A 24,961-nucleotide genomic window follows, 5' to 3' on the forward strand; every position below is an offset into this window, starting at 1 on the left:
TTAGCCACGGTCAAGTCGCCGTCATCGGATTGACTACACGGATGTCGGCGATTTCATACGAAGGCGTTACAGTCAGCCAACCACAGATTCGTCCTGGCAGCCAAGCACTCCAGGCAAACTCTTCTCAAACTACGAGAACATCCTTGCACGCTGCGCTGACGGCATGTCGTGATTTTCCTACCAGCCAAGAACTCGCCGGTTTCGCACCATTCGACCAATCCGCGAACATGACGGCCCCGAACACGTCAGACGTCCCCTTTCCCCCTGCCGATTACCGGCGCCATGATCATCACCCGGGAGTGTCTGTGAAATTCACATGAAAGCGCACAAAGACGTGTTCAACCAAACATGAACAAGTTTCGTAACACCTTCTGGATTGATCCCGGACTTTCGTCGTGCCGAGTGTGCCCACACCCCCTCGGTACCCCTCCCGGCGGCCCCCTCCGCCCCGCCCGGCACGGGCTCTCCCCTGCCTGACGCGCCACTCCAGGGGCCGAGTGCGCGAAAGCTGTCGGGGTCGGCGGATATCCTGCGTTACGGTGTCCCGCCGGGCACCACCCCCCGAACAACGTTCGCGAGCCACGATCCGGGAGAGCGACCCCTGTGACTGCTGAGACCTTGTACGGGGCCGACGACCTCACGCATCTCGAAGGACTGGAAGCGGTCCGCAAGCGTCCGGGGATGTACATCGGCTCCACCGACAGCCGCGGTATCAACCACCTGTTCTCCGAGGTGGTGGACAACTCCACCGACGAGGGCGTGGCCGGGCACGCCACCCGCGTCGTGGTGACCCTGCACGCCGACGGCAGCGTGCAGGTCGACGACGACGGCCGCGGCATCCCCACCGGGGTGCACGCGAAGTCCGGTCTGTCCGGTGTCGAGCTGGTGCTGACCAGGCTGCACGCGGGCGGCAAGTTCGGCGGATCCGGCTACAAGACCTCCGGCGGCCTGCACGGCGTCGGCGCGTCGGCGGTCAACGCCCTGTCGCACCGCTTCGACGTCACCGTGAAGCAGAACGGCAAGGTGCACGAGATGTCGTTCGCGCACGGCGTGCCGGGCACCTTCGACGGGCCGGGGCCGAAGGCGAAGTTCACCCGCCGCTCCGGGCTCGGCGTCACGGGCAGGATGAAGCGCGGCGAACGCAGCGGCACGTCGATCCGCTACTGGTACGACGCCCGCTACTTCGAGACCGGCGCCGCCCTCGACGTCGAAGCCGTGCGCGCGAAGCTGCGCAACACCGCGTTCCTCGTCCCCGGCGTCACCTACGTGCTGCGCACCGCGGTGGACGACGCGATCAGCGAGGAGACCTTCCACTTCCCCCACGGCGTCAAGGACATGGTCGACTTCCTGGCCCCCGCCGGGGACAAGCCGGTCTGCGGCACCCTGCTGATCAGCGGCGAAGGCACCTACAAGGAGAACGCCGCCGACGCCAGCGGCGTCATGCAGTCCAATGTGGAGCGTCACGCCGAGGTCGAGGTCGCGCTCCGCTGGGGCACCGGCTACGAGCGCACGGTCGAGTGCTTCACCAACACCATCCGCAACGTGCACGGCGGCACCCACCGGCGCGGGTTCGACCGCGCGATGCTCAAGGCGCTGCAGGAGGCGATCGGCAAGACCCGAGGGCTGCTCAAGCCCAAGGAGGACATGCCGACCATCGAGGACGTGCTCGAGGGCATGACCGCCGTGATCCACGTCCGGCTGCCCGAACCGCAGTTCACCTCGCAGACCAAGGACGAGCTGTCCACCGCCGGGATCACCCGCGTCATCCAGGGCATCGTCGACAAGCACGTCAAGGCGTGGACCGAGGATCGCAAGACCAAGTCCGAGGCCAAGATCGTGCTGCAGAAGGTCGTCGACGCCGCCCGCGTCCGGCTCACCCAGAAGCAGCAGAAGGACGCCGCCCGCCGCAAGACCGCGCTGGAGGGCGCGGCCATGCCGCCGAAGCTGGTCGACTGCCGCACCACCGGCGTCTCCCGCAGCGAGCTGTTTCTCGTGGAAGGCGACAGCGCCCTTGGCTCGGCGCGCATGGCGCGGGTGTCGGAGTACCAGGCGCTGCTGCCGCTGCGCGGCAAGATCCTCAACGTGCAGAAGGCGAGCCTCGGCGACACGCTGAAGAACGCCGAGATCGCGTCGATCGTGCAGGTACTCGGCGCGGGCAGCGGGCGCACGTTCGACCTGTCCACCATGCGTTACGGCCGCGTCATCCTGATGGCCGACGCGGACGTCGACGGCTCGCACATCCGGACGCTGCTGATCACGCTGTTCGCCAAGTACATGCGGCCGGTGATCGAGGACGGCAGGCTGTACGCGGCGATGCCGCCGCTGCACAAGCTGATCACCAAGGGCCGCAACCCGGAAACCCACTTCACCTTCACCCAGCGGGAGATGGAGGCGAAGTACGCCGAACTGGAAGCGGCGGGCAAGCAGATCGTCACGCCGGTTCCCCGGTTCAAGGGTCTCGGCGAGATGGACGCCGACGAGCTGTGGGAGACCACGATGAACCCGGCCACCCGGGCGGTCCGCCGGATCACCATCGAGGACGCCGAAGCCGCCGAGGCCGCACTCGAACTGCTGATGGGCGAGAAGGTCGAGCCCCGCCGGAACTGGCTCGTCGAGTCCTCCGACCGGGTCGACCGCGAAGCCATCGATGCCTGATTCGCCAGTGCTACCAAGGAGTTCTGAGTAATGGCACGCCGCAAGGCCCCCACCACCCGCGTCGACCCCGCCGCCTTCGACCAGCCGGGCGCGCAGGTCTTCGACAACCCGTTGAAGACCGAGATCGAGGATTCGTACCTCGAATACGCCTACTCGGTCATCCACGCGCGTGCGCTGCCGGATGCGCGAGACGGCCTCAAGCCGGTGCACCGCCGGATCCTGTTCTCGATGCACGAGAATGGCTATCGCCCGACCCACTCGTATGTGAAGTCGTCACGTGTGGTCGGCGACACAATGGGCAAGTACCACCCGCACGGCGATACGGCGATCTACGACTCGATGGTCCGCATGGCGCAGGACTTCTCGCTCAACGCGCCACTGATCGACGGGCATGGCAACTTTGGTAGCCCAGACGATGGACCGGCGGCTTCGCGTTATACAGAAGCACGGATGTCGCCCGAGGCGATGCAGTTGGTCGGGGAACTCAACGAGGACACCGTCGACTTCCGGCCCAACTACGACGGTTCGCTCGAGGAGCCGTCCGTGCTGCCGGCGGCGTTCCCGAACCTCCTGGTCAACGGCACGTCCGGGATCGCGGTCGGGATGGCGACCAACATGATCCCGCACAACATGGGCGAGGTCATCGCGGCGGCGCGCTGGCTGATCACGCATCCGAACGCCACGCTCGAAAAGCTGATGGAGTTCGTGCCCGGCCCCGATCTGCCCACCGGCGGCACGCTGCTGGGGCTGGACGAGGTGCGCAAGGCGTACGAAACCGGCCGCGGCGTGGTGCGGATGCGTGCCCGCTGCGAGACCGGGCCGCTCGAAGGGAGTCGCGGCAGGCAGGCCATCACCGTCACCGAGCTCCCCTACGGTGTCGGGCCGGAGAAGGTGATCGAGAAGATCACCGACGAGGTCAACAAGTCCAAGCGGCTCACCGGCATCGCCGACGTCAAGGACCTGACCGACCGCGAGAACGGCACCCGGCTGGTGATCGAGTGCAAGGTCGGGGTGAACCCGCAGGCGCTGCTCGCCGACCTCTACCGGCTCACGCCGCTGGAGCAGTCCTTCGGTATCAACAACCTCGTGCTCGTCGAGGGCCAGCCGCGCACACTCGGGCTCAAGGCGCTGCTGGAGGTCTTCCTGCGGCACCGCTACGAGGTCGTCACCCGCCGCACCCGCTACCGCCGCCGCAAGCGCGAGGAGCGGCTGCACCTGGTCGACGGCCTGCTCGTCGCGTTGCTGAACATCGACAAGGTGATCAGGCTGATCCGCGACAGCGACAACGCGCAGGCCGCGAAGGACGGCCTGATGAAGCGGTTCAAGCTCTCGGAGATCCAGGCGCAGTACATTTTGGACACTCCGCTGCGCAGGCTCACCAAGTACGACCGGCTGGAGCTGGAGTCCGAACAGGACAGGCTGCGCGACGAGATCGCCGAGCTGTCGAAGATCCTCGACGACGAATCGGTGCTGCGCAAGGTCGTGTCGAACGAACTGGCCAAGGTCGCCAAGGACTTCCCGACCGAGCGGCGCACCGCGCTGATCGACGGTGACCTCAAGGAGGTGCTGGCCGCGTCGAAGCCGTCCGGCCCGCTGGAGGTCAGCGACGACCCGTGCCAGGTGATCCTGTCCGCAACGGGGCTGGTCGCGCGGACCGCAGCCGAGTCGGAGGAGTCCTCGGAAGCGCGGCGGCGCAACGGGCGGGTGAAGCACGACGCGGTGTCCGCGGTGGTCCACACCACCGCGCGCGGTCAGGTCCTGCTCGTGACCAGCAAGGGCCGGGCGTTCAAGACCGACGTGCTGCCGCTGCCGGTGCTGCCGGACCAGGCGGGCACGGTGTCCCTGCGCGGCGGCATGGCCGCACGTGAGCTGGTCCCGCTGGAGAAGGGCGAACGGGTCGTCGGCATCGCGCCGCTGGGCGAGCAGGCGGCGGGTTCGCCGGGTCTGGCGGTCGGCACGAAGCTGGGCGTGGTGAAGGTGTGCGCGCCGGAATGGCCCGTGCGGTCCGACGAGTTCGACGTCATCACGCTCAAGGACGGTGACGAGATCGTCGGCGCCACCTGGCTCACCGACGGCAACGAGACGCTGACGTTCATGTCCTCGGAGGCCGCACTGCTGAAGTACCCCGCATCGCTCGTGCGTCCGCAGGGGCTCAAGGGTGGCGGCATGGCCGGGATCAACCTCGGCACGAAGGGCGCGGACGTGGTGTTCTTCGGCGCCGTCCGCACCGACGACGACGAGCACGGCGAGCCGATGGTCATCACGGCCACCGGCGCGAGCGTGAAGGTGACCCCGTTCAGCGAGTACCCGGCGAAGGGCCGCGCGACGGCCGGCGTCCGCGCGCAGCGGTTCCTCAAGGGCGAGACCCGGCTGGTGGTGGCCTGGGTCGGTCCGCGACCGGCGGGCGCGGCGAAGAACGGTGATCCGGTCGAGCTGCCAGAGGTCGACCTGCGCCGCGACGGCTCCGGCCACGCCCACCCGGGCCCCGACGTCGTCGGCCACCTCATCGAACGCGACTAGGCCTCCCGCATACCGTTAAGGCCACCTTACGGGCGTCTGACGCCCGTAAGGTGGCCTTAACGGCATCTCAGCCCAGCAGGCCCTTGGCGATGTGGGTCACCTGGATCTCGTTGCTCCCGGCGTAGATCATCAGCGACTTCGCGTCCCTGGCCAGCCGTTCGACCTGGTACTCGGCCATGTAGCCATTGCCGCCGAAGAGCTGCACCGCCTCCATCGCGACCTCGGTGGCCGCCTCGGACGAGTACAGCTTCATCGCCGAGGCCTCCGCGAGCGTCGGCGGCTTGCCCGCCCGCGTCGCCTCGATCGCCTGGAACACCATGTTCCGCACGTTGATCCTGGCGACCTCCATCTTCGCCAGCTTCAGCTGGATCAGCTGGAACCGCCCGATCTCCTGGCCCCACAGCTTGCGGCTCTTCGCGTAGCCGAGGCAGAGCCGGTGGCATTCCTCGATGATCCCGAGCGACAACGCGGCGACGCCGATCCGCTCGGCGGTGAAGCTCGCCCGCGCGCTGTCCCGGCCGTCCCCACCACGGGATTCCTCGATCTCGCCGAGCAGCCGATCCGGCTCCAGCCGCACGTTGTCGAAGAACAGCTCACCGGTGGGCGAGGACATCATGCCCATCTTCTTGAACGGCCTGCCCTGGGTCAGACCGTCCATTCCGGACTCCAGGACGAAGGTGAGCACCTTGCGGTCCCTCGGATCGGCGCCGTCCCCCTCGTCCAGTTTGGCGTAGACGACGATGACGTCCGCGTACGGCCCGTTCGTGATGAACGTCTTCTGTCCATTGAGGACGTACCCGTCGCCGTCGCGGCGGACGTAGGTCTTCATGCCACCGAACGCGTCCGAACCGGAGTCCGGTTCGGTGATCGCCCACGCCCCCACCTTCTCGAAGGTGACCAGTCCTGGCAGCCAGCGTTCCTGCTGCGCCAGGGTGCCCTTCGCCTGGATGGTCTGCGCGGTGAGCCCGATGCTCACGCCCATCGACGCGACGAGCCCCAGGCTCGCCCTGGCCAGCTCGCTCGCGGCGATCAGCGCCATGGACTCCTGGCCGCCGAGCCCACCGCCACCGGAACTCTTCTCCGGCGTCTCGCCCGCGGCCTTCGCCCGTGCCCTGGCGAACTGCTTCTCCAATGCCTCCGCGGCCATCGCGCCGACCCCGAAGGAGGCGAAGAACTTCCGGATCAGGTCATACGGCGGCAGATCACCGCTCTCCAGCTCCGCCGACACCGGCCGGATCTCTTTGTCGACGAACTCCCGGATCGCGTCCCGGATCAGCAGTTCCGTCTCGGACCACTCGATCATGGCAACCGGCTGTGATCTGCGGGACACCCGCACCCGGTCGGCTGCCATGGGTGGGCTTCGCCATTGTCACTCATGGCAGCCTCCGAGCGATATCGTCGATCCGCCAGGGACCGTCGGTTTCGATGGTCTTGACGTCGTGCCAGCCCGCCAGTTCCGAGATCGCCCCGCCCTGCACCGCGAACACCTTGCCGGTGATCGGGCACTTCTCGGTGGCCAGGTAGGCCACCAGCGGGGAGATGTTGGCCGGGGAGAACGCGTCGAACTCGCCTTCCTCCACCTCCTGCGCGAAGATCGCGCCCATGCCCGGGGTCGCCAGGGTGAGCCGCGTGCGCGCGATGGGCGCGATCGCGTTGGCGCGGACGCCGTAGCGTTCCAGTTCCTCGGCCGCGACCAGGGTCATCGCCGCGATGCCCGCCTTCGCCGCGCCGTAGTTGAGCTGTCCCGCGTTGGGCAACGTCGTACCGGACGCCGACGCGGTGTTGATCACCGCCCCGGCCACCTGCTCGCCGGCCTTGCTCGCCGCCTTCCAGTACGCCGCCGCGTGATGCAGCACCGCCGCGTGCCCCTTGAGATGCACCGCGATCACCGCGTCCCACTGCGCTTCCTCGATGTTCGCGATGAACGCGTCGCGCAGGATGCCCGCGTTGTTCACCACCACGTCGAGGCGGCCGAACTCGTCGACGGCCTGGCTGACCAGCTCCGCGGCGCCGGACCACGCGGCGACGTTCCCGGTGTTGGCGACGGCTTTCCCGCCCGCCGCACGGATTTCCTCGACGACCTCCTGTGCGGGGCCCGCGTCCGTGCCGCTGCCGTCGTTCCCGCCGCCGAGGTCGTTGACCACGACGCTCGCGCCTTCGGCGGCGAACAGCAGCGCGTGTTCGCGACCGATCCCGCGGCCCGCGCCGGTGATGACCGCGACCCGCCCGTCCAGCGTTCCCATCAACTTGTCCCTTCGGAGATCTCGGCGAGCCCGTCGGAGATCACCACGGTGTCCCCGACCTTGGTTTCGTACGCGTAGCTGGTGACACCGTCCGCGGACCCGGCACGCCAGATCGTCGTACTCAGGTCCTGACCCGGCAGCACCGGTTTGGCGAAGCGGACCGCGATACGCCGCAGTCTGTCCACATCGGACCCGGCGACCTCGGTGAGCAAGGCCCACGAGGTGAACGCCATCGTGCACAGGCCGTGCGCGATGATCCCGGGCAGCCCGGACGCCTTCGCGATTTCCTCGTCGAGATGGATCGGCATCGGGTCGCCCGCGGCCGGGCCGTACCGGAACGTCTGGTCGTCGTCGACGTGCTGGCTGACCTTGCCCGCCGCCGAGTTCGCCCGCAGCGCCTCGTCGAACTTGTGCTCCGGCGCGAGTATTCCGCGCTCCTCACCGGTGTCGAAGCCCCGGACGAAGAACATGACGTACTGCTCGTTGACGAGCTCGCCGTCCTCATCGCGGGTTTCGAGGTAGACCGTCGCACGGGTCCCCTTCGGCAGGCCCTGGTAGCCGATCATCTTGCCGCGCGAGACGAGCTTGTCCCCCGGCCGGATCGGGCGGTGGAACCGGAAATCCTGTTCCCCGTGCAGGACGTTCCCGAACAACGAGGGCGGCACGACCTCCAGCGCGGGTTCCAGCAGCGACTGGAACACCGGGACGATCGCGAACACCGGGCTCGCGACCTCCCCTGCGAGATGCCGCTCGATCGGGTCGTTGGTCGCCTTCGCGTACTCGACCAGCCGTTCCCTGGTGACCTCGAACCGGTTCTCCTCGGTCCATTTGTCCAAACCGGACGGATCGAACCGCAGCTCCTCCGCCATCTCAGGCTCCGACCAATGCCTTGAACTTCTCCAGCGACTCGTCGAGGTTCTTCTTGCCGTCCTTCTCGACGGCCTTGCCGAGCGCCCCGACGATCATCTGACCGCTGAACTCCGCGTCGATGGCCGCCTTCGATCCCGCGCCGGATGCCTCGACCGACAACCGGAAACTCACCTTCACCCCGGCCATCCCGGTGCCGGAGATGACCAGTTTGGACGGTGCCTCGAACTCGTCGACGGTCCAGGTGATGGTGTTCGGCATGCCGAGCATGGTCACCACTTCGGACGCCTGCGCGCCCTTCGAGAACTCGGCCGGGACCTCACCCTTCCACTTCGTGTGGATCGTCAGCCACTTCTCGAAGTTGCCGGGGTTGGAGAACTCCGCCCACACCTTGTCCGGGGTGGCGGGGAGCTCGACCGACGCGCTGATCTGGCCCATGACGTTCCTCCTGGTTTCGCGGGGTTCGGGTTCAGCGCTCGGCGCGCTGGTAGGCGGTGACGACGGCGGCGCCGCCGAGTCCGATGTTGTGCTGCAGGGCGGCGGTGACGTTGTCCACCTGGCGTTTGTCCGCGGTGCCGCGCAGCTGCCAGGTCAGTTCGGCGCACTGGGCGAGCCCGGTCGCGCCGAGCGGATGCCCCTTGGAGATCAGGCCGCCGGACGGGTTGACCACCCATTTGCCGCCATAGGTGGTGTCGCCGGAGTCGACGAGCTTGCCCGCCTCGCCCTCGGCGCACAGCCCGAGGGCTTCGTACAGCAGGAGTTCGTTGGCGGAGAAGCAGTCGTGCAGCTCGATGACCTGGAAGTCGTCCGCGCCGAGCCCGGCCTGCTCGTACACCTGGCGCGCGGCCTGGACGTTCATGTCATAGCCGATGATGTTCTTCGCCGTACCGTCGAAAGTGGACTGGAAGTCGGTGGTCATCGCCTGCCCGACGATCTCCACCGCCTGGTCCGCCAGCCCGTGTTCCTCCACAAAGGACTCACTGGCGAGGATCGCGGCGCCCGAACCGTCCGAGGTGGGCGAGCACTGGAGTTTGGTCAGGGGGTCGTAGATCATCCGCGAATCGAGAATGTCCTGCAGCGTATAGACATCCTGGAACTGCGCGTAGGGGTTGTTCACCGAGTGGCGATGGTTCTTCTCGCCGATCTTGGCGAAATGCTCGGCGGTCGTGCCGTAGGCCTTCATGTGCTCGCGGCCCGCCGCGCCGAACATCCACGGCGCCGGCGGGAACAACACCTCGGAGATCTCGGCCAGCGCCTGGAGGTGGCGGCCCATCGGCTGCTCACGATCGTCGTAGGTCGAACCGAGCGAGCCGGGCTGCATCTTCTCGAAGCCGAGCGCGAGCGCGCAGTCCGCGCGGCCACCCCGGATCGCTTCCGCCGCGAGGTAAAGCGCCGTCGACCCGGTGGAGCAGTTGTTGTTCACGTTGACCACCGGGATCCCGGTCATCCCCAGTTCGTAGACCGCGCGCTGCCCGGACGTCGACTCGCCGTAGACGTAGCCGACATAGGCCTGCTGGACGCGTTCGAAGCCGATCCCGGCGTCTTCGAGCGCCTTCGTGCCGGACTCCTTGGCCATCTGCGGGTAGTCCCAACCCTCTCGGCGACCCGGTTTCTCGAACTTCGTCATCCCGACGCCGACGACGTAGACCTTGTTCGCCACCGCAGCACTCCCTCGTCCTCGACCTGATCGATACCCGAGAAGATACAAGCTTGCCTGTATTTATCAAGCCCCAGACGGCACGAGATGACCTTGAGACGCCTGTTTTAGCAGGTCAAGACGTCAAGATTTACATACAGTACTGCACGCATGTCATCTCTGCTGGCACTCGAACACCCCAATGCGGCATTGGGTGCGGTGGACGCACCCAGGGCGTCCCTCGGACTTACCGCGCGCTCGCCGACACCATTCGCCCGATGTCGCGAACGCTCCGATGCCGACGATGAACGTCCCGAACGGAGCGTTCACGACACACACCCCGAACCCCACCGCATGCCGCGAAGGCCCCCTTACCAGCGCTCAGTGCCGTGAAGGACCCCTTCACCGCACCACCAAGCCCCCCGGAAAGCACCCACCAGCAAAACCACACCCCCGCACCTACCGAGAAAACCTCATTGGGACGCATGACAGCTAGGTCCTCGCGATGGTCAGCGACGGGGCCAGGAGCCGCAGATGACGTTTCGCGCGTTGCCAGCGGCGTTCGAGCACCGCTTCCTCCGCGCTCCCCTGCCCCGGCGCGGCAACCTCGCTGACCAGGATTCCGCGCACGACGTCCATCACGGTGTAGAGCCAGTGCCGGACCTCCCGATCGGCCGCGAGCTCGGGATACAGTCCGCCCACGAACCCCAGCAACGCGCCGGTGACCAGCTGCTCGACCTCCCGCAGCTGCGTGCGCAGCTCGGCGTCGGACCGCGCGGCCGTCCACAGCTCGACGGTGGCCCGGAACAGGGGTCCACTGTGGACGGACCAGAGCAGGTCGAGCCCGACGTCGACCGGGTCGTCGGCGGCCCGCAGCCGTTCGAGTTCGGCCTGTGCCAGATCGGTGCGTGCGGTCGCGAGGTGCCGCACGGCGGCCGTCACCAGATCGGCCTTCGCCGGGTAGTGGTGCACCAGCGCACCGCGGGTCACCCCGGCGCGTTCGGCGACGCGAGTCGTGGTCGTGCCGGTGTAGCCCTCCTCGACCAGGCAGTCGATGGTGGCTTCGAGCAGCCGGGCACGCGTGGCGGCGCTGCGCTGTTCCTGGGTACGGCGCACGAGACTCAGGGTAACCTCGCCAGTGGTCCGGGGTAAGCGGGCGGATTCAGGCAGCTGCTCAGCGGATCCACAAGCGAACAGAACGAGGGCCGCGCGACCGGCAGGTAGTTCGGCGGGTTCCCGCCGTCGCGGACCAGCGCGCGGAAGGTGGCCACCGCGTCGGTCGGCCGGCGGGTCAGCGCCGGGTCGGTCCGCGCGTCCACTGTGTACAGTCCGAACCTCGGCCGGTAGCTGCCCCATTCGTAGTTGTCGGTGATGCTCCAGTAGTTGAAGCCGATGACGTTCATCCCGTCGGCCTTTGCGCGCTGCACCCAGTAGAGGTGGTCACGCAGGTGCTGCGAACGGCTGTACCCGTCGGGACGCGCCGTGCCGTTGTCGGTCGGCATCCCGTTTTCCACCACGTAGAGCGGCAAGTTCGGGAATTTGCGCGCGTAGTACCGCAGCACGAAGTAGATCCCGTCGGGCTGCGGGGTGATTTTCCAGAACTCACCGGTGATCCCGTGGATCGCGGTGAAATTGTCGAGACTGGCGCCGTAGTAGTAGTCGACGCCGAGGAAGTCGAGCTTGTCCTTGACACGGTCGACGAAGGTCAGATCGAGCAGGCCCTCCACCGGCGGCTGGTACGCCGCGTTGCTGGAGACCCTGGCGCCGGGATCGAGCCGGTGGATCAGGTCGTAGACTTGCCGGTGCGCGTCCACGAGTTTGCCGAGCATGTCGAGTCCCTTGAACCAGGGCAGCCCGCCATTGCGGATTTCGTTGAGCACATAGACAGTGGGCTCGTTGATCGTGATCCACTGGGCGCCCTTGCCCCGGTACCGCTCGACGACGCGGCGCGCGTTGGCCAGCCATTCGCCGACCATCCCGTCGCCGCCCCACCCGCCCTGATCGGCGACCCAGCCCGGGTACACCCAATGGTCGAGGGTGATCATCGGCTTCATGCCCGCGTCGAGGATGTGCTGGACGACGTCGTCGTAGTAGGCGAGTTCAGCCTCGTCGAGCCGGCCCTGCCGCGGCTCGATCCTGGCCCACTCGACGCTGAACCGGAACGCCTTCACACCCAGGTCCCTGGCACGCGCGATGTCCTCGGCGTAGCGATGCCGGAAGTCGACCGCGTTGCCGTACGGCTCCTTGATCGCCGGAGTCTTGCGGTCGACGTAGCGTTTCCAGTTGCTGTCGGCGCCGAGCCCTCCGACTGGAACCCGGCGGTCGCCACGCCCCAGGAAAAGGGTTCGCCCGCCGCCGCGGGCTGGACGCCCACCAGCATCGTCCCCAGTACGAGCGCTACGCCCGCGAAGCGACGCCACCAGCGTTGTGTTCGCATCCGACACCCCGGGCAATCGTGAATGAGATTCAGATTTCCGGGGAGAGTAGCAGGAAAGCCACGCCCGACGCACACGCAGTCACGGAGAGTCAGCGAAATCGGGCGTAAAAGCCGTGAAGGACTCCTTACCAGCGCTGAGTGCCGGCAAGGAGTCCTTCACGGACTTGGGCGAATTCGGGAGACGAACCCTGGGTCAGTCGGCCTTCGCGGCCTTGTCGGGAACCTTCTCCTGCACGACAGAATCGGCGGGCGCGGCGGCCTCCACCTGCTGCTCCGCAGCGGCGGGCTGCTCGTCCTTCGCCCCGGGCTCGGCGGTGTCCTGCTGCTCGGCGGGCTCGTCGAAGCTCTTCGGGAGACGCTTGAGGTGCTTCGTCATCGACCGGACCAGCAACGCCACCGCGATCAGGAAAAGGATCAGCACCAGCAGACCGAGCGGGGACGACTTGCCGAAGTCCTCGCCCTGACCGCCGTTGTCCCCGTTGCCGGGCTGCTGCTGTGCCAGCACCAGCGCCGTCGCCGGGACGACGGCGATCGAGGGCAGGGGAAAGCTCATGACCTCACCTTACTCCGTGACCCCCGCGAACAGATCGTCCTCCGGCAGTGTGCTGTCCACCAGCGACCTGACCAGCTCGTACTCCTCGGTCGGCCAGATCTCCCGCTGCAACTCCAGCGGGACGGCGAACCAGCGGCTGGTCGGGTCGATCTGCGTCGCGTGGGCCTTGAGCGCTTCGTCACGCTGCTCGAAGTAGTCGGCGCATTCGACGCGGGTGGTGACGCGTTCCATGACGTCCGCCTTGTCGGGGTCCCAGGACTTGAGCCACTCGGTGTAGGGCGACTCCAGCCCCGCCTCCTCCAGCGCGGAGTGGAAGGCCAGCATCCGGGCCCGGGAGAACCCGTGCACGTAGTACAGCTTCAGCGGCTGCCACGGCTCGCCCGCGTCCGGGAAACGCTCCGCGTCGCCCGCGGCATCGAAGGCCGCCATCGAGACCTCGTGCGTGCGGATGTGGTCGGGGTGCGGATAGCCGCCGTTCTCGTCGTAGGTGACCACGACGTGCGGACGGAACTCGCGCACGACCTCGACCAGCGCTTTGGTCGACTCCTCCAGCGGGACCACCGCGAAGGACCCTTCGGGCACCGGCGGCAGCGGGTCGCCCTCGGGCAGGCCGGAGTCGATGAAGCCGAGCCAGCGGTGGCTCACGCCCAGGATCTTGGCCGCGCGAGCCATCTCGTCGCGCCGGATGTCGGCCATGTTGGCCAGCACCTCCGGCCGGTCCATCGCCGGGTTGAGGATGCTGCCCGCCTCGCCGCCCGTGCAGGTCACGACCATGACCTCGTGCCCCTCGGCGGAGTACTTCGCCAGTGTCGCCGCGCCCTTGCTGGACTCGTCGTCCGGGTGCGCGTGCACCGTCATCAGGCGCAGGCGTGGCTTGTGACCGTCGTCTGTCAGTTCGTCAGCTCGCACCATGCTCCGAACGACCCCTTCTCATTCCTTATTCCCGCCCCCAGTTCCGTGCCCCGGAACGGGTTCACGGATACTCGACCACAGACGCGCCCGCGATCGTCCCTCCATTGTCCTCGCGGGTACGACAAGACCGACCGGGAGGCCCGGGTTGTGCGCACAGACGAGGTAACGGCCGACGCCGGTGCCGTGGCGCCGCCCCCGGACCGCTACGGCAAGTCCCGGCAGACCAGGTCCCGGCCGTGGCGCCGGTGGCTCTATCTCGTGCTCGCGCTGGTCGTCGGCGGCGTGGTCGCGTATGTGGCGTACCTCAACCTCGGCTCGGCGCCGATCGAGGCCGAGCGGATCGGCTTCGTCCTCAAGCCGGACAGCGCGGAGATCACCATCAACGTGACCCGTGACGACGACAACCGCGCGGGCGTCTGCATCGTGCGGGTCCGCGACAAGTCGGGCGCCGAGAGCGGCCGCAAGGAGGTCCTGGTTCCCGCCGGGGCCAAGCACAGCAGGCTCACCACCGAGGTGAAGAGCATCGGGCAACCGGTCACCGCGGATGTCTACGGCTGCTCGTACGACGTACCACGCTATCTGTCAAGCCCCTAGCGGCCAACGGAGTGAAACGCGCGTCCAGCGCCCGCGCTGCGTGGAAAAACCGGCGTCGACTCGTCATGCCGTGATACCCTGAACCACCAGCACGGCCCCGGACGGGCCGTGTTTTTCCTTTATCTCAGCCACGCGGTAAGTGGAATTCCGCGTGGTGGCCGGCTTGTATACCCAAGCCTGGCAGGCCCGACGAGGAGATGGTGACCGTGAGTGACACGAAGGTGACCTGGCTGACCCAGGATGCCTACGACAGGCTCAAGCACGAGCTCGACGAAATGATCGAGAATCGGCCGGTCATCGCAGCGCGCATCAACGACAGCCGCGAGGAGGGTGACCTCAAGGAAAACGGCGGTTACCACGCGGCGCGCGAGGAGCAGGGGCAGGCCGAGGCCCGTATCCGCCACCTGCAGGAGCTGCTGCGGTCGGCGAAGGTGGGCGAAGCGCCCGCCAACGACGGCACCGCCGGCCCCGGCAAGGTGCTGACCGTGCGTTACGACGGCGACGACGAGCCGGAGAAGTTCCTGCTCGCGACCCGCGAGGAAGGCGCCGAAGGCGACCTCGACGTGTACTCCCCCGAGTCGCCGCTGGGCAGGGCCCTGCTCGGCGCCAAGGAGGGCGAGGAGCGCGAGTACGAGCTGCCCAACGGCAAGACCATGAAGGTCACGCTGGTGAAGGCCGTTCCGTACAGCGAGAGCTGACGAGACCGGCGCGCCCGGCCGGTCGCATGGCCGGGCGCGCATGGGTTCCGGCTAGTGTTCCCCCGGTACGTCTTACTGGGAGGGCTCACCATGAGTAGCGAACCGATGTGCGCGACCTGCGGGATGCAGTACGCGCAGCCGCGGGCGGACTGCCCCATCTGCGAGGACGAGCGTCAGTACGTCCCCATCGCGACGGGCCAGCGCTGGACCGATCTGGACACCGTCCGCGCGAGCGGCGACTACGTGCCGCGGATCGAGGAGCAAGGGCCGGGGCTCATCGGCGTCGGCTCGACGCCGAACTTCGCGATCGGCGAACGCGCGCTGCTGGTGAAGGCCGCGTCCGGCAACTTCCTGTGGGACTGCGCCGGATACCTCGACGACGAGCTGGTCCGCCAGGTCGGCGAACTCGGCGGCATCACCGGCATCGCGATCAGCCACCCGCACTACTACACGACGATGGTCGAGTGGTCCCGTGCCTTCGACGCGCCGATCTACCTGCACGAAAAGGATCAGCAGTGGATCGGGCGGCCGGATCCGGCCATCCGCCTGTGGTCCGGGACGACGCTCGACGTCGCGCCGGGCCTGCGGCTGATCAACCTCGGCGTGCACTTCGCGGGCGGCACGGTCCTGCACTGGCCCGACGGCGAGCACGGCCGCGGTGCGCTGCTGTCCGGCGACATCGTGCAGGTCGTCCCCGACCGCACGCATGTGGGCTTCATGTACAGCTACCCGAACCTGATCCCGGAGCGGCCCAGCGTCGTCCGGCGCGCGGCGGAGCTGCTCGAGCCCTACGCGTTCGAGGCGATCTACGGCGCCTGGTGGGACGCGATCGTCCGCTCCGACGGGCACGACGTCGTGCAGCGCTCGGCGAAGCGTTACCTGGCCTACGCGCTCGAAGCCTGATTCACGACCGCGCGGTGCGTTCCAGCAAGGGACGCACCCGCGGCGCCACCGGCGTCGACAGGGCGATCGACGTCGAGGTGCGCAGGACGTCCGGGACGCTGACGACCTCGTCGATGACGCGTTGCAGGTCGTCGTTGCCGCGCGCCACCATCCGGACGAACAGGTCGCCCTGTCCGGTGGTGGCGTGCACCTCGCAGACCTCGTCGATCGCGGCGAGCGCCTCGGCCACCCCGGCGCGTTTGCCCTGCGCGATCTCCAGCACGGCGAACGCGGTGAGCCCGTAGCCCATCGCGGCGAGGTCGACCTCGGGCGGGAAACCGCCGAGGATGCCGCGTTCGGTGAGCCGGTCGAGCCGCGCCTGCACCGTCCCGCGCGCGACGCCGAGGCGCCGTGCGCATTCGAGCACCCCGAGCCGGGGTGCGTCGGTGAGCAACAGCAACAGCCGCGCGTCGAGCGCGTCCAGGGTTTCCGACACTGCCGTTCCTCCTGCGCAGGTTGTCCAAGATGTCGCCACGTCACGGCGTTCAACTAGGCAGATTGTCCAGTCAAAACAACAACCATTGCACATCTTGCCGCATAAACGGATGCTTCGACCATGACCACAGTCGATTCCCCCGGTGCCCTCGACGACGTTTCCTACGACCAGCTCCGCCAGCTCGTCGGCCTCGTCGACCACGACGCCTCGACCGACCCGTTCCCGGTCAAGTCCATGGACGCGGTGGTGTTCATCGCGGGTAACGCCACCCAGACGGCCTGGTTCTACCAGGTCGCCTTCGGAATGCAGCTGGTCGCCTACTCCGGCCCGGAAACCGGCGACTTCGAGCGCAAGTCCTTCGTGCTGAAGTCCGGCTCGGCGCGCTTCGTGATCACCGGCGGGGTCAAGCCGGACTCCCCGCTGCTGGACCACCACCGCAAGCACGGCGACGGCGTCATCGACCTGGCGCTGGAGACCGACGACGTCGACAAGTGTGTCGAGCACGCCCGCGCGCAGGGCGCGACGATCCTCGAGGAACCGCACGACGTCTCCGACGAGCACGGCACCGTGCGCGTCGCCGCGATCGCGACCTACGGCGAAACCCGTCACTCGCTGATCGACCGCTCGCGCTACAACGGCGTCTACCTGCCCGGCTTCGAGCCGCGCGAGAGCACGGTGAAGCGGCCAGAGGGCGCGCCGAAGCGGCTGTTCCAGGCGGTCGACCACTGCGTCGGCAACGTCGAGCTCGGCAAGATGGACTACTGGGTCGACTGGTACCACCGCGTCATGGGCTTCGTGAACATGGCGGAGTTCGTCGGCGACGACATCGCGACCGAGTACTCGGCGCTGATGAGCAAGGTCGTCTCGAACGGCAACCACCGCGTCAAGTTCCCGCTCAACGAGCCGGCGGTGGCGAAGAAGAAGTCGCAGATCGACGAGTACCTGGAGTTCTACGACGGCGCGGGCTGCCAGCACATCGCCTTGGCCACCAACGACATCGTGGCCACGGTGACCGCGATGCGCGCGGCGGGCGTCGAGTTCCTGGACACCCCGGACTCCTACTACGAGGACCCGGAGCTGCGGGCGCGGATCGGCGAGGTGCGGGTGCCGATCGAAACGTTGCAGGAGCACAAGATTCTGGTCGACCGCGACGAGGACGGCTATCTGCTGCAGATCTTCACCAAGCCCATCGGCGACCGGCCGACGGTGTTCTACGAGATGATCGAGCGGCACGGCTCGCTCGGCTTCGGCAAGGGGAACTTCAAGGCGCTGTTCGAGGCCATCGAGCGCGAGCAGGAGCGCCGCGGCAACCTCTGACGCGTCATGCCGTTAAGGCCACCTTACGGGCGTCTGACGCCCGTAAGGTGGCCTTAACGGCATTACGCCGCGGGGGTCTTGAAGGGGTCGTGTTCGGCGAGCAGTTTGTCGAGCCGCGCCTGGTCGACCCGGGTGACCACGGAGTTCTCGTCCTGCCGGTCACGCACGCATTTGGCCAGCGTGAACGCCGAGGTGACCAGGTACAGCATGCCCAGCGCGAGGAAACCACGGACCCAGCCGTTCACCGGCAGGAACACGATCCCGGCGCTGACCGCGACCAGCGCGAGACCGAACGACAGCGCCGCCTGGGCGAAGAACGCCGCAGTGGTGGACGACGCGGAGGAGACGGTTTTTGTCATGTCCTCACGGTCGCCGACCGGCCCCGCGAAGTCTTGAGTACGACTACTCGACCACCGGTCTCGAACCGGACACGGCTCAGAGCTCGTAGACGTCCAGCACCGTCGGCGCCACCGGGCTCAGGTGGGTGTCGGGGCGCTCGTTCACCAGCCCGCGCGCCATCCGGAACACGCGGAACTCGTTGTCGTGCTCGGTGTCCTGGTCGTCCCAGACGTGGAGCAGGCCGTACGAGCCCGCCGCCAGCTCGCCGACCCGGGTGAACAGCTCAAGCAGCCGCGGCCCGATCGTGCCGCCGTGCTTGTCGAGCCCGCCGAGGTGCAGCATCGGCATCCCCGCGCTCCAGCGCAGGTCCACCAGATCGACCATGTCGGCATCACGGACGGCGCGATGTACTCGCTCGACGAGGCGCTCGAGCAGCGCGGCGTCGTCGTCCCCGCTCGCGGTCGCTTGGATCGTCACCCAGCCGTGGTATTCGAACACGCCGATGAAGGTAGCAGCGGACCTGCGCTTTCCGGGGCGCGGGCGGTCAGCTGGCCAGTGCGATCGGGGAACCGTTGCGGCGCAACACGTTCTTGAACACGCCCTCGCCGTGCCGCCCGAACGCGGTCAGCAGCGGCTCGCCGAACACGCACAGCGTCCGCTCCCACGGATGCCCGAGCGTGCCGAAGCGGAAGTCCTCGGCGAGGAACATGTGGTAGTCGACGCGGGGGAAGACCGGCACGGTCCAGTTGTCGGCGGCGGCCATCCGGTGCGGCCAGAACCGGTAGGACTGGTGCTGCCAGTGGAGCACCCACACCCACTCGTCGGGTCGCACGGACTCCTTCAACGCCGCGAGCGCGACATCGGCGACTTCGCGCTCCTCGACGGCGTACGGGCCTAGACGGAACTCGGGGGACGCGCGGTCGAGGTCGCCTGGCGAGAGGTCCCAGGTCTTGGACGGCGAGGGCTCGCGAAAGCCCGGCCAGGCGTGGGAGAACACGCTCGGCGCGAACCCGAGCTCGTCGTAGACCCAGTACCAGGCGGGCTCGTCGGCAACGCGGGAGAGGGGTTCCCAGGCAGCGTTCACATTCGACCTCGAAGCTTTCGGCCGGTTCAAGACTGCGGAAAGCTTCGTGTTCGTCGCCGAGATTGTCCAGTCCGGCTCCCGTCCCGCGCGAAATCCGTCACCCGTCCGGGTGCACCTCGCACGGTGACGGCCATGCCCTGATCGGGTCGTCGTACGAGTAAATCTCCAGCCAGGACAGGTAGCCGCCCTCGACGAACAGCACGATGCCGCCGCGAGGTGTCCCGTCCGCGGCTTCGATCCGCGCGGACGCGAACTCCCGCCGCGGCGCCTCGACCGGCGCCACCGCACCCTTGGCGACGTGCAGGTGCACGGTCGCGCAGCCGCATTCGCAGCCCGGCGACATGCCGGTGTGCGGCAGCTGCGCGCGGAGCCCTGCCGCGACCGGGTCGTCCGCGGGCAGCAGCCGGTCGAGGACGGCGAGTACCGCGCCACTCAGCGGGACCGGCACGGCACCTCCAGGTCTACGCGGCGTTCCACAGGGTCATGAACGCCGTGGCCTCGCTCTGCGCCCACGGCCGCAGCCGGGCGCGATCGCGGGGACTCAGCATGAACTCCTTCGCCCGCCGGACGTCGATGACCAGTGCTTCACCGCCCGGCAGCAGATCCGGCATGGCCTTCTCCATCAGCCAGAGTGCCAGCAGCGCGGCGTCCCTGGTGAGCGGCTCCTCCTTGAAGTACAGCCAGGTCGCGAACCGGCGGCCGTTGCTCTTGCGCAGGCCGAGCTGCGGGCTGATGCCGATCTCCAGCTCGCCGAGCACGCAGCGGGCCCGGCCGACCTCCACCAGCCGTGGGTTGCGCCGCCCCAGGTACCGCAGCCACCCCTCGGCGATGGCGGCGTAGTGCGGCTTCGTCCGGTCGTCGGCGGAATTGACCAGCGCGCGCAGGGCCACCTCGTCCTGCCCGGCCGCGCGCCCGGCGCGGACGGCGTTCGCCGCGCGGCGGTAGTAGTTGAACGCGGCCCGCGCCGGGTCCTCGTACAACCGGCGCTGACGGCGGACGAACGAAGATCGCGCCGGACCCGAGCTCGCGCTGTAGCCCACGAAAGTGGGCAGGGTGATGTAAGCCATGAGGCCGCCTTTCGCCGCTTCGCCACCCGGCGCCCTGGTTGACCGCCGAGCGACATCTCCCCTGGACAACGCCAATTTTAGAACATACGTACGACAGTTTCGGCGGCCTTGCGGGTGACGCGGGAGAGGTCTTGCGGGCGTCACTCCTCGGCGATCCAGCGGAGGATCTCGCGGGCGGTGCGGGCCGGGGCTTCCCGCGGGACGAAGTGGCCGACGCCGTCGATCACGAGGCGCTGATAACGCTCGCCGAACAGCTCGGCCTTGCCCTCGCTGGTGGCGGGCAGGTTGTCGCGATCGTCGGCGCCGTGCAGCACCAGCGTGCGTACCCGGACGGCCGGGACCTCGGCGAGCCGCTCCTCGATGTCGTCGTACGCCGGGTCTCCGGCGATCTCGCCCCAACGGTGCAGGTACGCGGTGACCGTGATGTCCGGCCAGTCGTCGTTGTCCCAGGCGCTGGCGGCCGTGTCGAACTCGGCGTCGGTGAAGTCCCAGCCCGGCGACCAGCTCTCCCAGAGATACCGGCTGAACCCGCGCCGGTCCGTGCGCACGGTTTCCCTGCCCCGGCGCGTCGCGACGAACCACTCGTACCAATAGGCGTGGCCGAGCGGATAGGGCAACGGCGCGTGCGGGCCGCTCGCCCCGTGGCCCGCCGACATCGCGACCAGCGACCGGACCCGATCGGGGAACAAGGCGCCCACCACGTACCCGGCCCGCGCGCCCCAGTCGTGTCCGGCGATGACGACGTCGTCGAGTTCGAGGGCGTCGAGGAAGTCACGAAGGTCAGCGCCGAGCGCGCCGGCCTGCCCACTGCGGGGTTTGCCGGCCGAGTGGAACCGGGTCGGCCCGAAGCCGCGCAGATGCGGCCGGTACACGCGGAAACCCGCGGCGGTCAGCACCGGCACGACCCCGTCCCAGCAGTGCACGTCGTCCGGCCAGCCGTGTACCGCCACTACGGCCTGACCGTCGGCGGGACCGTCCACTTCGTACCCGATCGCCAGATCGGCCGTCGTCACGAACTCCGTCATGTCGTCGGCCTACCCGACGGGAAAACGGCGCAAACCGGCGGTCAGGCGCCGCGCGGCGGCCACGTTCCGGCGAGCAGGGACCGGGCCTGCTGGAGCAGCTGGTCCTCACAGAACGACGTCGGCGTGACGTCGGTCGGGATCCACGTTTCGAGCATCGCCGCCCAGCGGACCAGCTCGCGCAGCGCGGCCGGGTCACCGAGCCGTTCGCTCGACACGCGCAGCAGCCTGCCGCCCGGCAGCGGGGCGAGCCCACCCTGGACGAGGTCGTGCAGATGGTCACGGACGAGCGCCCACTCGTCGGCGTTCGCCGAGGTCATGGGTACAGCTTGTCAGTGCACGGTGAACGTCACGAGATCCGCGGTCTCGGTCCTGGTGAGACGCAGGAGGTCGACGGGGCGCCTGAGAACCTCGGCGGACGGGCCCGCCGCCTTCAGCACGACGACCTTCCGGATGCCGTACTTCTGCAGCACCGCGATGCTGTGCGCGTCCGGGAAGGTCTTCGAGGCCGCGACGATTTCCTCGTACTGCGGCGGAAAGTTGCCGGAGTAGCCGTTGGCCAGCTTCGGGAAGCCGTCGGTGGACCACAGCAGGTAGGTGTACTCGCTGAACGTGTCGGGCGACAGGCTCACCGGCAGAACGAGCATCGGCTCCCGCGACTGGGTGAAGGCCTGATGGAGATCCGGGGGCATCTCGGGCGGCGTCACGTGGGGCTGGCTCGGGACGCCTTCGAGCAACGCCCCCAGCGCGGGCAGGAGCAGCAGGAACGCGACCAGGCGCTTTCGCCAGGCGGACGGCGTCGGCGAGCGCTCGGCCCACAACTGGCCGAAGCGGGTGACCGCACCCGCCGCGAGCAGCGCGAGCAGGAGACTCACCCAGAGGATCAGCCGTCCGGGAGTGCGGAGTGCCTCCCAGCCCGGAAAGTGCTTCCACAGCAGGAGATAGGTGAACTCGCCGCCGAAGAACGTCGTGCCGAGCGAGAGGATCGTCAGGACCGCCGTCGCGATGCCGAGACCGACCCGCACCCGGACCGGCCAGGCGCTCACCACCAGGCCCACCATCGCGAGCACCAGCACGACCAGCCCGGGGAACAGCAGTTTCTCCGCCGCGCCCGGCTCGGCGATCCAGGAGTGGTCGATCACGCCTTCGTGCCACATGTTGAACGGGGTGCCACGCCACACCGAGGTCTGGTTGGACGCGGTGAGCAGTCCCTCCGGCGGCGGGGAAAGCAGTTCGAGATCGTGCGCCGACCGTGTGAACCGGTAGCTGTCGACGACCCGTAGGTACGGTCGCGTCAGGAGGTAGGTGACGACGAGGAAGACCACGATCCCGACGCCGTTGGCGAGGTGGGTGCGGCGGCCGAGCTCGCGCCGCTTCACCACCCCGGCCACGACGATCACCAGGCCCACCAGCCCCATCACGTAGACGAACGGGATGCCGATGGTGAACCCGAGGGTGACCTGCCAGGTGGCCAGCAACCAGCCGGCGAGCACCCACCACGGCCGGGCCCGCTCCGGCCGCAGCCCGGTCCGGAACGAGAACCCGTGGCCACGGGCCAGCGCGAAGAGCGCCAGCGCGATCCCGCCGGTGGAGAGGATGTTGAGGTGGCTGGCGTGGGCGAGCCGCCATGGCGCCCACGCGAACACCACCCCGGCCAGCGCCGATGCCTGCCAGCTTCCCCCCAGCTGCCGCGTCAGCAGGTAGCAGCCGATGAACGCGAGCGCGTAGGCGAAGACGTACGCGAGGTTGTAGCGCATGACCGCGGCGTCCGGGCCGTCGCCGAAGACGCTGAGCGGCAGGTAGCCGAGCAGGGTGTCGGAGAAGGCGAAGTTGTCCGGCGCCGGGAAGAACATGTTGGCGGTCCAGAAATCGCCGCCCCCGGTGAGGAAACGGTGCTGCCACGCCATTTCCCAGATCTGCAGGAACGGGTCGCCGATCCCGCCGAGGACCGCGGACGCCGGGCGCACGACGATCGGCCAGTTGAACACCACCGAGATCGCCAGCCCGGCGAGGACGACGAGCGTCCCTTCCCGCGAAAACCACCGGCCGACGGCGGTGAGCCGGGAGCCACGGCCCGAACCGCGCTCGACCGGAAGCGTGTCGGTGGTCAAGGGCCCCCCTGCGCGTCCTGGCGGTCCCCGCGCCGCGACAAGGAAAGACGTGACCGTGCGCCGACCGCGCAGACGGACCTTAGTGGCTGTCCCGGTCAGCACTCCAGCCGGTCATCGCCCTACCGATTCAGCCCTGTGTGACCGATGCCCCACGCCGCATCCCTTGCTGCCCGGCCACACTCGACGTACAGTATTTTGTACGTCGAAGGGAGGGTGCTGATGAAGACCATGAGCTACTCCGAGTCTCGCGCGAATTACGCCGAGACGCTCGACTCCGTGGTGAACGACCGCGAAGAGGTCGTGATCACTCGCGCAGGACACGAGCCGGTCGTGATCGTGTCGCTCGAGGACTACCAATCACTCAAAGAGACCGCTTACCTGCTCCGCAGTCCCGAGAACGCGCGACGCCTGATCACCGCCATCGAGCGACTGGAATCCGGCGGCGGGACACAGCACGACCTCGTTGAATGAAACTGGTCTGGGACGAACTCGCCTGGAACGACTACCTCTGGTGGCAGACCGAGGACCGGAAGGTCCTCAAGCGAGTCAACGAGCTGCTCAAGGACATCCAGCGCAACGGCAACGAAGGAATCGGCAAGCCGGAGCGGTTGAAGGAAGGCCTCAGCGGCTACTGGTCGCGTCGCATCACCGACGAGCATCGGCTGGTCTACAAGATCGTCGGCGACGAGATCCGTGTGGCGCAGTGTCGCTACCACTACGGCAAGTAGCGGTAGCGACGCACCAGGCTAGGAACCCTGAATGTCGAGGCCGATCGGGCAGCTCACACCGGTGCCGCCGAGGCCGCAGTAGCCGTTCGGGTTCTTGGCGTCCGAGAGGTACTGCTGGTGGTACTCCTCGGCGTAGTAGAACTCGCCCAGCGGCGCCAGCTCGGTGGTGATCGTGCCGTGCCCGGACGCGGTCAGCGCCGCCTGGAACGCCTCGCGGGAAGCCTCGGCCGTCGCCTTTTGCTCGTCGTCGGTGTAGTAGAGCGCCGAGCGGTACTGGGTGCCGAGGTCGTTGCCCTGGCGCATGCCCTGCGTCGGGTCGTGGCCCTCCCAGAAGATCTTCAGCAACGTCTCGTAGGACACCTGGACCGGGTCGAACACGACGAGAACGACCTCGGCGTGCCCGGTCTGTCCACTGCAGACCTCCTCGTACGTCGGGTTCGGCGTGTGGCCGCCCGCGTAGCCGACGGCGGTGGAGTACACGCCCGGCGTCTGCCAGAAGATCCGCTCGGCGCCCCAGAAGCAGCCGAGCCCGAACACCGCCGTGCGCAGCCCTTCCGGGAACGGCGGGGTGATCCGCCGGTCGGTGAAGACCGCGTGCACGCCGGACACCGTGATCGGCTCCGCCCGACCGGGCAGGGCCTCGTCCGCACCCACGATTTGCGTCTTGTCTCGCCCGAACCACGACATACCTCAACTGTACGCAGTTCGCCGGGCACGGGCCGGTGCCGGAAAGCGTCCATTCCCGGCGACCCGCAGGTGTGCGGACAGTACGCATGTCACACTGGTGCCCCATACGGGTG

General features: G+C 68.1%; 27 protein-coding genes. 8 read left to right on the forward strand and 19 right to left on the reverse strand.

The genetic code is table 11. The features are described 5' to 3' along the window. Window positions 1-603: 603 nt before the first annotated feature. Window positions 604-2,655, forward strand: coding sequence for a type IIA DNA topoisomerase subunit B (locus ACFWY9_RS04450; RefSeq protein ID WP_378331159.1), 2,052 nt, complete (start codon window positions 604-606; stop codon window positions 2,653-2,655). Window positions 2,656-2,685: 30 nt separating this feature from the next. Further along, window positions 2,686-5,175 (forward strand): DNA topoisomerase (ATP-hydrolyzing) subunit A, encoded by a 2,490-nt coding sequence (locus tag ACFWY9_RS04455; protein WP_378331158.1) that lies wholly within the window; start codon window positions 2,686-2,688, stop codon window positions 5,173-5,175. Between the two features lie 67 nt (window positions 5,176-5,242). Here ACFWY9_RS04455 and ACFWY9_RS04460 read toward each other — a convergent pair whose 3' ends face one another. The 9 genes from ACFWY9_RS04460 to mca all read right to left on the reverse strand — a co-directional run bounded on the left by ACFWY9_RS04460 (window position 5,243) and on the right by mca (window position 13,823). After that, a complete protein-coding gene (locus ACFWY9_RS04460; protein WP_378331157.1) occupies window positions 5,243-6,478 on the reverse strand; it encodes an acyl-CoA dehydrogenase family protein in 1,236 nt (411 codons plus the stop codon). Window positions 6,479-6,548: 70 nt separating this feature from the next. Beyond that, the gene (locus tag ACFWY9_RS04465) at window positions 6,549-7,418 is read right to left on the reverse strand and encodes an SDR family oxidoreductase (protein ID WP_378331156.1); all 870 of its coding nucleotides are present in this window, start codon (window positions 7,416-7,418) and stop codon (window positions 6,549-6,551) included. Further along, window positions 7,418-8,287: a MaoC/PaaZ C-terminal domain-containing protein gene (locus tag ACFWY9_RS04470; RefSeq protein WP_378331155.1), complete on the reverse strand. Its 870-nt coding sequence runs from the start codon at window positions 8,285-8,287 to the stop codon at window positions 7,418-7,420. The genes ACFWY9_RS04465 and ACFWY9_RS04470 overlap by 1 nt, the downstream gene beginning before the upstream one ends. A 1-nt stretch (window position 8,288) precedes the next feature. After that, on the reverse strand, window positions 8,289-8,723 hold the full coding sequence (locus ACFWY9_RS04475) for an SRPBCC family protein (protein ID WP_378331154.1): 435 nt from the start codon (window positions 8,721-8,723) through the stop codon (window positions 8,289-8,291). A 31-nt stretch (window positions 8,724-8,754) separates the two neighbouring features. Then, window positions 8,755-9,945, reverse strand: a complete 1,191-nt coding sequence (locus tag ACFWY9_RS04480; RefSeq protein WP_378331153.1) for a lipid-transfer protein — start codon at window positions 9,943-9,945, stop codon at window positions 8,755-8,757. 468 nt (window positions 9,946-10,413) lie between these two features. After that, a complete protein-coding gene (locus ACFWY9_RS04485) occupies window positions 10,414-11,037 on the reverse strand; it encodes a TetR/AcrR family transcriptional regulator (RefSeq protein ID WP_378331152.1) in 624 nt (207 codons plus the stop codon). 5 nt (window positions 11,038-11,042) lie between these two features. Then, on the reverse strand, window positions 11,043-12,365 hold the full coding sequence (locus ACFWY9_RS04490; RefSeq protein WP_378331151.1) for a family 1 glycosylhydrolase: 1,323 nt from the start codon (window positions 12,363-12,365) through the stop codon (window positions 11,043-11,045). Window positions 12,366-12,551: 186 nt separating this feature from the next. Then, complete coding sequence (locus ACFWY9_RS04495; protein ID WP_378331150.1) at window positions 12,552-12,911, reverse strand: hypothetical protein; 360 nt, start codon at window positions 12,909-12,911, stop codon at window positions 12,552-12,554. Window positions 12,912-12,920: 9 nt separating this feature from the next. Next, the gene (gene mca, locus ACFWY9_RS04500; protein ID WP_378331149.1) at window positions 12,921-13,823 is read right to left on the reverse strand and encodes a mycothiol conjugate amidase Mca; all 903 of its coding nucleotides are present in this window, start codon (window positions 13,821-13,823) and stop codon (window positions 12,921-12,923) included. A 147-nt stretch (window positions 13,824-13,970) separates the two neighbouring features. On the opposite strand from mca, the gene ACFWY9_RS04505 reads away from it, so the two are divergent. The 3 genes from ACFWY9_RS04505 (at window position 13,971) to ACFWY9_RS04515 (ending at window position 16,018) form a co-directional block, all read left to right on the forward strand. Continuing rightward, the gene (locus ACFWY9_RS04505) at window positions 13,971-14,417 is read left to right on the forward strand and encodes a DUF4307 domain-containing protein (protein ID WP_378331148.1); all 447 of its coding nucleotides are present in this window, start codon (window positions 13,971-13,973) and stop codon (window positions 14,415-14,417) included. Window positions 14,418-14,614: 197 nt separating this feature from the next. Beyond that, window positions 14,615-15,115 carry a transcription elongation factor GreA gene (gene greA, locus ACFWY9_RS04510; RefSeq protein WP_378331147.1) on the forward strand — a complete coding sequence of 167 codons (501 nt, stop codon included), beginning with the start codon at window positions 14,615-14,617 and terminating at the stop codon, window positions 15,113-15,115. Window positions 15,116-15,205: 90 nt separating this feature from the next. Then, window positions 15,206-16,018, forward strand: coding sequence for an MBL fold metallo-hydrolase (locus tag ACFWY9_RS04515; RefSeq protein WP_378338140.1), 813 nt, complete (start codon window positions 15,206-15,208; stop codon window positions 16,016-16,018). A gap of 1 nt (window position 16,019) precedes the next feature. On the opposite strand, the gene ACFWY9_RS04520 is transcribed toward ACFWY9_RS04515, so the two are convergent. Next, entirely contained in the window at window positions 16,020-16,493 is a 474-nt protein-coding gene (locus ACFWY9_RS04520; protein ID WP_378331145.1) for an Lrp/AsnC family transcriptional regulator, read from the reverse strand. A gap of 120 nt (window positions 16,494-16,613) precedes the next feature. On the opposite strand from ACFWY9_RS04520, the gene hppD reads away from it, so the two are divergent. Further along, complete coding sequence (hppD, locus tag ACFWY9_RS04525; RefSeq protein ID WP_378338141.1) at window positions 16,614-17,810, forward strand: 4-hydroxyphenylpyruvate dioxygenase; 1,197 nt, start codon at window positions 16,614-16,616, stop codon at window positions 17,808-17,810. A gap of 62 nt (window positions 17,811-17,872) precedes the next feature. On the opposite strand, the gene ACFWY9_RS04530 is transcribed toward hppD, so the two are convergent. The 8 genes from ACFWY9_RS04530 to ACFWY9_RS04565 all read right to left on the reverse strand — a co-directional run bounded on the left by ACFWY9_RS04530 (window position 17,873) and on the right by ACFWY9_RS04565 (window position 23,433). Continuing rightward, complete coding sequence (locus tag ACFWY9_RS04530; RefSeq protein WP_378325907.1) at window positions 17,873-18,169, reverse strand: YiaA/YiaB family inner membrane protein; 297 nt, start codon at window positions 18,167-18,169, stop codon at window positions 17,873-17,875. Between the two features lie 76 nt (window positions 18,170-18,245). Continuing rightward, window positions 18,246-18,647 (reverse strand): immunity 7 family protein, encoded by a 402-nt coding sequence (locus ACFWY9_RS04535; RefSeq protein ID WP_378325908.1) that lies wholly within the window; start codon window positions 18,645-18,647, stop codon window positions 18,246-18,248. A gap of 46 nt (window positions 18,648-18,693) precedes the next feature. Beyond that, a complete protein-coding gene (locus ACFWY9_RS04540; protein ID WP_378325909.1) occupies window positions 18,694-19,233 on the reverse strand; it encodes a DUF2716 domain-containing protein in 540 nt (179 codons plus the stop codon). 97 nt (window positions 19,234-19,330) lie between these two features. Beyond that, window positions 19,331-19,681, reverse strand: coding sequence for a hypothetical protein (locus ACFWY9_RS04545; RefSeq protein ID WP_378338142.1), 351 nt, complete (start codon window positions 19,679-19,681; stop codon window positions 19,331-19,333). Window positions 19,682-19,694: 13 nt separating this feature from the next. Further along, entirely contained in the window at window positions 19,695-20,300 is a 606-nt protein-coding gene (locus tag ACFWY9_RS04550; RefSeq protein ID WP_378325911.1) for a hypothetical protein, read from the reverse strand. Window positions 20,301-20,440: 140 nt separating this feature from the next. Next, on the reverse strand, window positions 20,441-21,325 hold the full coding sequence (locus tag ACFWY9_RS04555) for an alpha/beta fold hydrolase (RefSeq protein WP_378325912.1): 885 nt from the start codon (window positions 21,323-21,325) through the stop codon (window positions 20,441-20,443). A gap of 41 nt (window positions 21,326-21,366) precedes the next feature. Then, entirely contained in the window at window positions 21,367-21,642 is a 276-nt protein-coding gene (locus ACFWY9_RS04560) for a hypothetical protein (RefSeq protein ID WP_378325913.1), read from the reverse strand. A 12-nt stretch (window positions 21,643-21,654) separates the two neighbouring features. After that, the gene (locus tag ACFWY9_RS04565; protein WP_378338143.1) at window positions 21,655-23,433 is read right to left on the reverse strand and encodes a hypothetical protein; all 1,779 of its coding nucleotides are present in this window, start codon (window positions 23,431-23,433) and stop codon (window positions 21,655-21,657) included. A gap of 219 nt (window positions 23,434-23,652) precedes the next feature. On the opposite strand from ACFWY9_RS04565, the gene ACFWY9_RS04570 reads away from it, so the two are divergent. Both ACFWY9_RS04570 and ACFWY9_RS04575 read left to right on the forward strand, forming a co-directional pair. Then, window positions 23,653-23,904, forward strand: coding sequence for a type II toxin-antitoxin system Phd/YefM family antitoxin (locus ACFWY9_RS04570; RefSeq protein ID WP_378325916.1), 252 nt, complete (start codon window positions 23,653-23,655; stop codon window positions 23,902-23,904). Next, window positions 23,901-24,161, forward strand: a complete 261-nt coding sequence (locus ACFWY9_RS04575; protein WP_378325917.1) for a Txe/YoeB family addiction module toxin — start codon at window positions 23,901-23,903, stop codon at window positions 24,159-24,161. The genes ACFWY9_RS04570 and ACFWY9_RS04575 overlap by 4 nt, the downstream gene beginning before the upstream one ends. Before the next feature lie 18 nt (window positions 24,162-24,179). Here the strand turns inward: ACFWY9_RS04575 and msrA are convergent, their stop codons facing one another. Then, window positions 24,180-24,848 (reverse strand): peptide-methionine (S)-S-oxide reductase MsrA, encoded by a 669-nt coding sequence (msrA, locus tag ACFWY9_RS04580; protein ID WP_378338144.1) that lies wholly within the window; start codon window positions 24,846-24,848, stop codon window positions 24,180-24,182. Between the last annotated feature and the right edge of the window lie 113 nt (window positions 24,849-24,961).

The organism is Amycolatopsis sp. NPDC059027, assembly GCF_042739735.1.
Classification (GTDB): Bacteria; Actinomycetota; Actinomycetes; order Mycobacteriales; family Pseudonocardiaceae; genus Amycolatopsis.

What these genes read in the sequence shown, in the direction of transcription:
- mca (WP_378331149.1), bottom strand. Translation starts at nt 13,823, where the DNA reads ATGGTGCGAGCTGACGAACTGACAGACGACGGTCACAAGCCACGCCTG.
- ACFWY9_RS04495 (WP_378331150.1), bottom strand. Translation starts at nt 12,911, where the DNA reads ATGAGCTTTCCCCTGCCCTCGATCGCCGTCGTCCCGGCGACGGCGCTG.
- ACFWY9_RS04560 (WP_378325913.1), bottom strand. Translation starts at nt 21,642, where the DNA reads ATGACCTCGGCGAACGCCGACGAGTGGGCGCTCGTCCGTGACCATCTG.
- ACFWY9_RS04555 (WP_378325912.1), bottom strand. Translation starts at nt 21,325, where the DNA reads ATGACGGAGTTCGTGACGACGGCCGATCTGGCGATCGGGTACGAAGTG.
- greA (WP_378331147.1), top strand. Translation starts at nt 14,615, where the DNA reads ATGGTGACCGTGAGTGACACGAAGGTGACCTGGCTGACCCAGGATGCC.
- msrA (WP_378338144.1), bottom strand. Translation starts at nt 24,848, where the DNA reads ATGTCGTGGTTCGGGCGAGACAAGACGCAAATCGTGGGTGCGGACGAG.
- ACFWY9_RS04455 (WP_378331158.1), top strand. Translation starts at nt 2,686, where the DNA reads ATGGCACGCCGCAAGGCCCCCACCACCCGCGTCGACCCCGCCGCCTTC.
- ACFWY9_RS04575 (WP_378325917.1), top strand. Translation starts at nt 23,901, where the DNA reads ATGAAACTGGTCTGGGACGAACTCGCCTGGAACGACTACCTCTGGTGG.
- ACFWY9_RS04570 (WP_378325916.1), top strand. Translation starts at nt 23,653, where the DNA reads ATGAAGACCATGAGCTACTCCGAGTCTCGCGCGAATTACGCCGAGACG.
- ACFWY9_RS04470 (WP_378331155.1), bottom strand. Translation starts at nt 8,287, where the DNA reads ATGGCGGAGGAGCTGCGGTTCGATCCGTCCGGTTTGGACAAATGGACC.
- ACFWY9_RS04550 (WP_378325911.1), bottom strand. Translation starts at nt 20,300, where the DNA reads ATGGCTTACATCACCCTGCCCACTTTCGTGGGCTACAGCGCGAGCTCG.
- ACFWY9_RS04530 (WP_378325907.1), bottom strand. Translation starts at nt 18,169, where the DNA reads ATGACAAAAACCGTCTCCTCCGCGTCGTCCACCACTGCGGCGTTCTTC.
- ACFWY9_RS04465 (WP_378331156.1), bottom strand. Translation starts at nt 7,418, where the DNA reads ATGGGAACGCTGGACGGGCGGGTCGCGGTCATCACCGGCGCGGGCCGC.
- ACFWY9_RS04515 (WP_378338140.1), top strand. Translation starts at nt 15,206, where the DNA reads ATGAGTAGCGAACCGATGTGCGCGACCTGCGGGATGCAGTACGCGCAG.
- ACFWY9_RS04475 (WP_378331154.1), bottom strand. Translation starts at nt 8,723, where the DNA reads ATGGGCCAGATCAGCGCGTCGGTCGAGCTCCCCGCCACCCCGGACAAG.
- hppD (WP_378338141.1), top strand. Translation starts at nt 16,614, where the DNA reads ATGACCACAGTCGATTCCCCCGGTGCCCTCGACGACGTTTCCTACGAC.
- ACFWY9_RS04460 (WP_378331157.1), bottom strand. Translation starts at nt 6,478, where the DNA reads ATGATCGAGTGGTCCGAGACGGAACTGCTGATCCGGGACGCGATCCGG.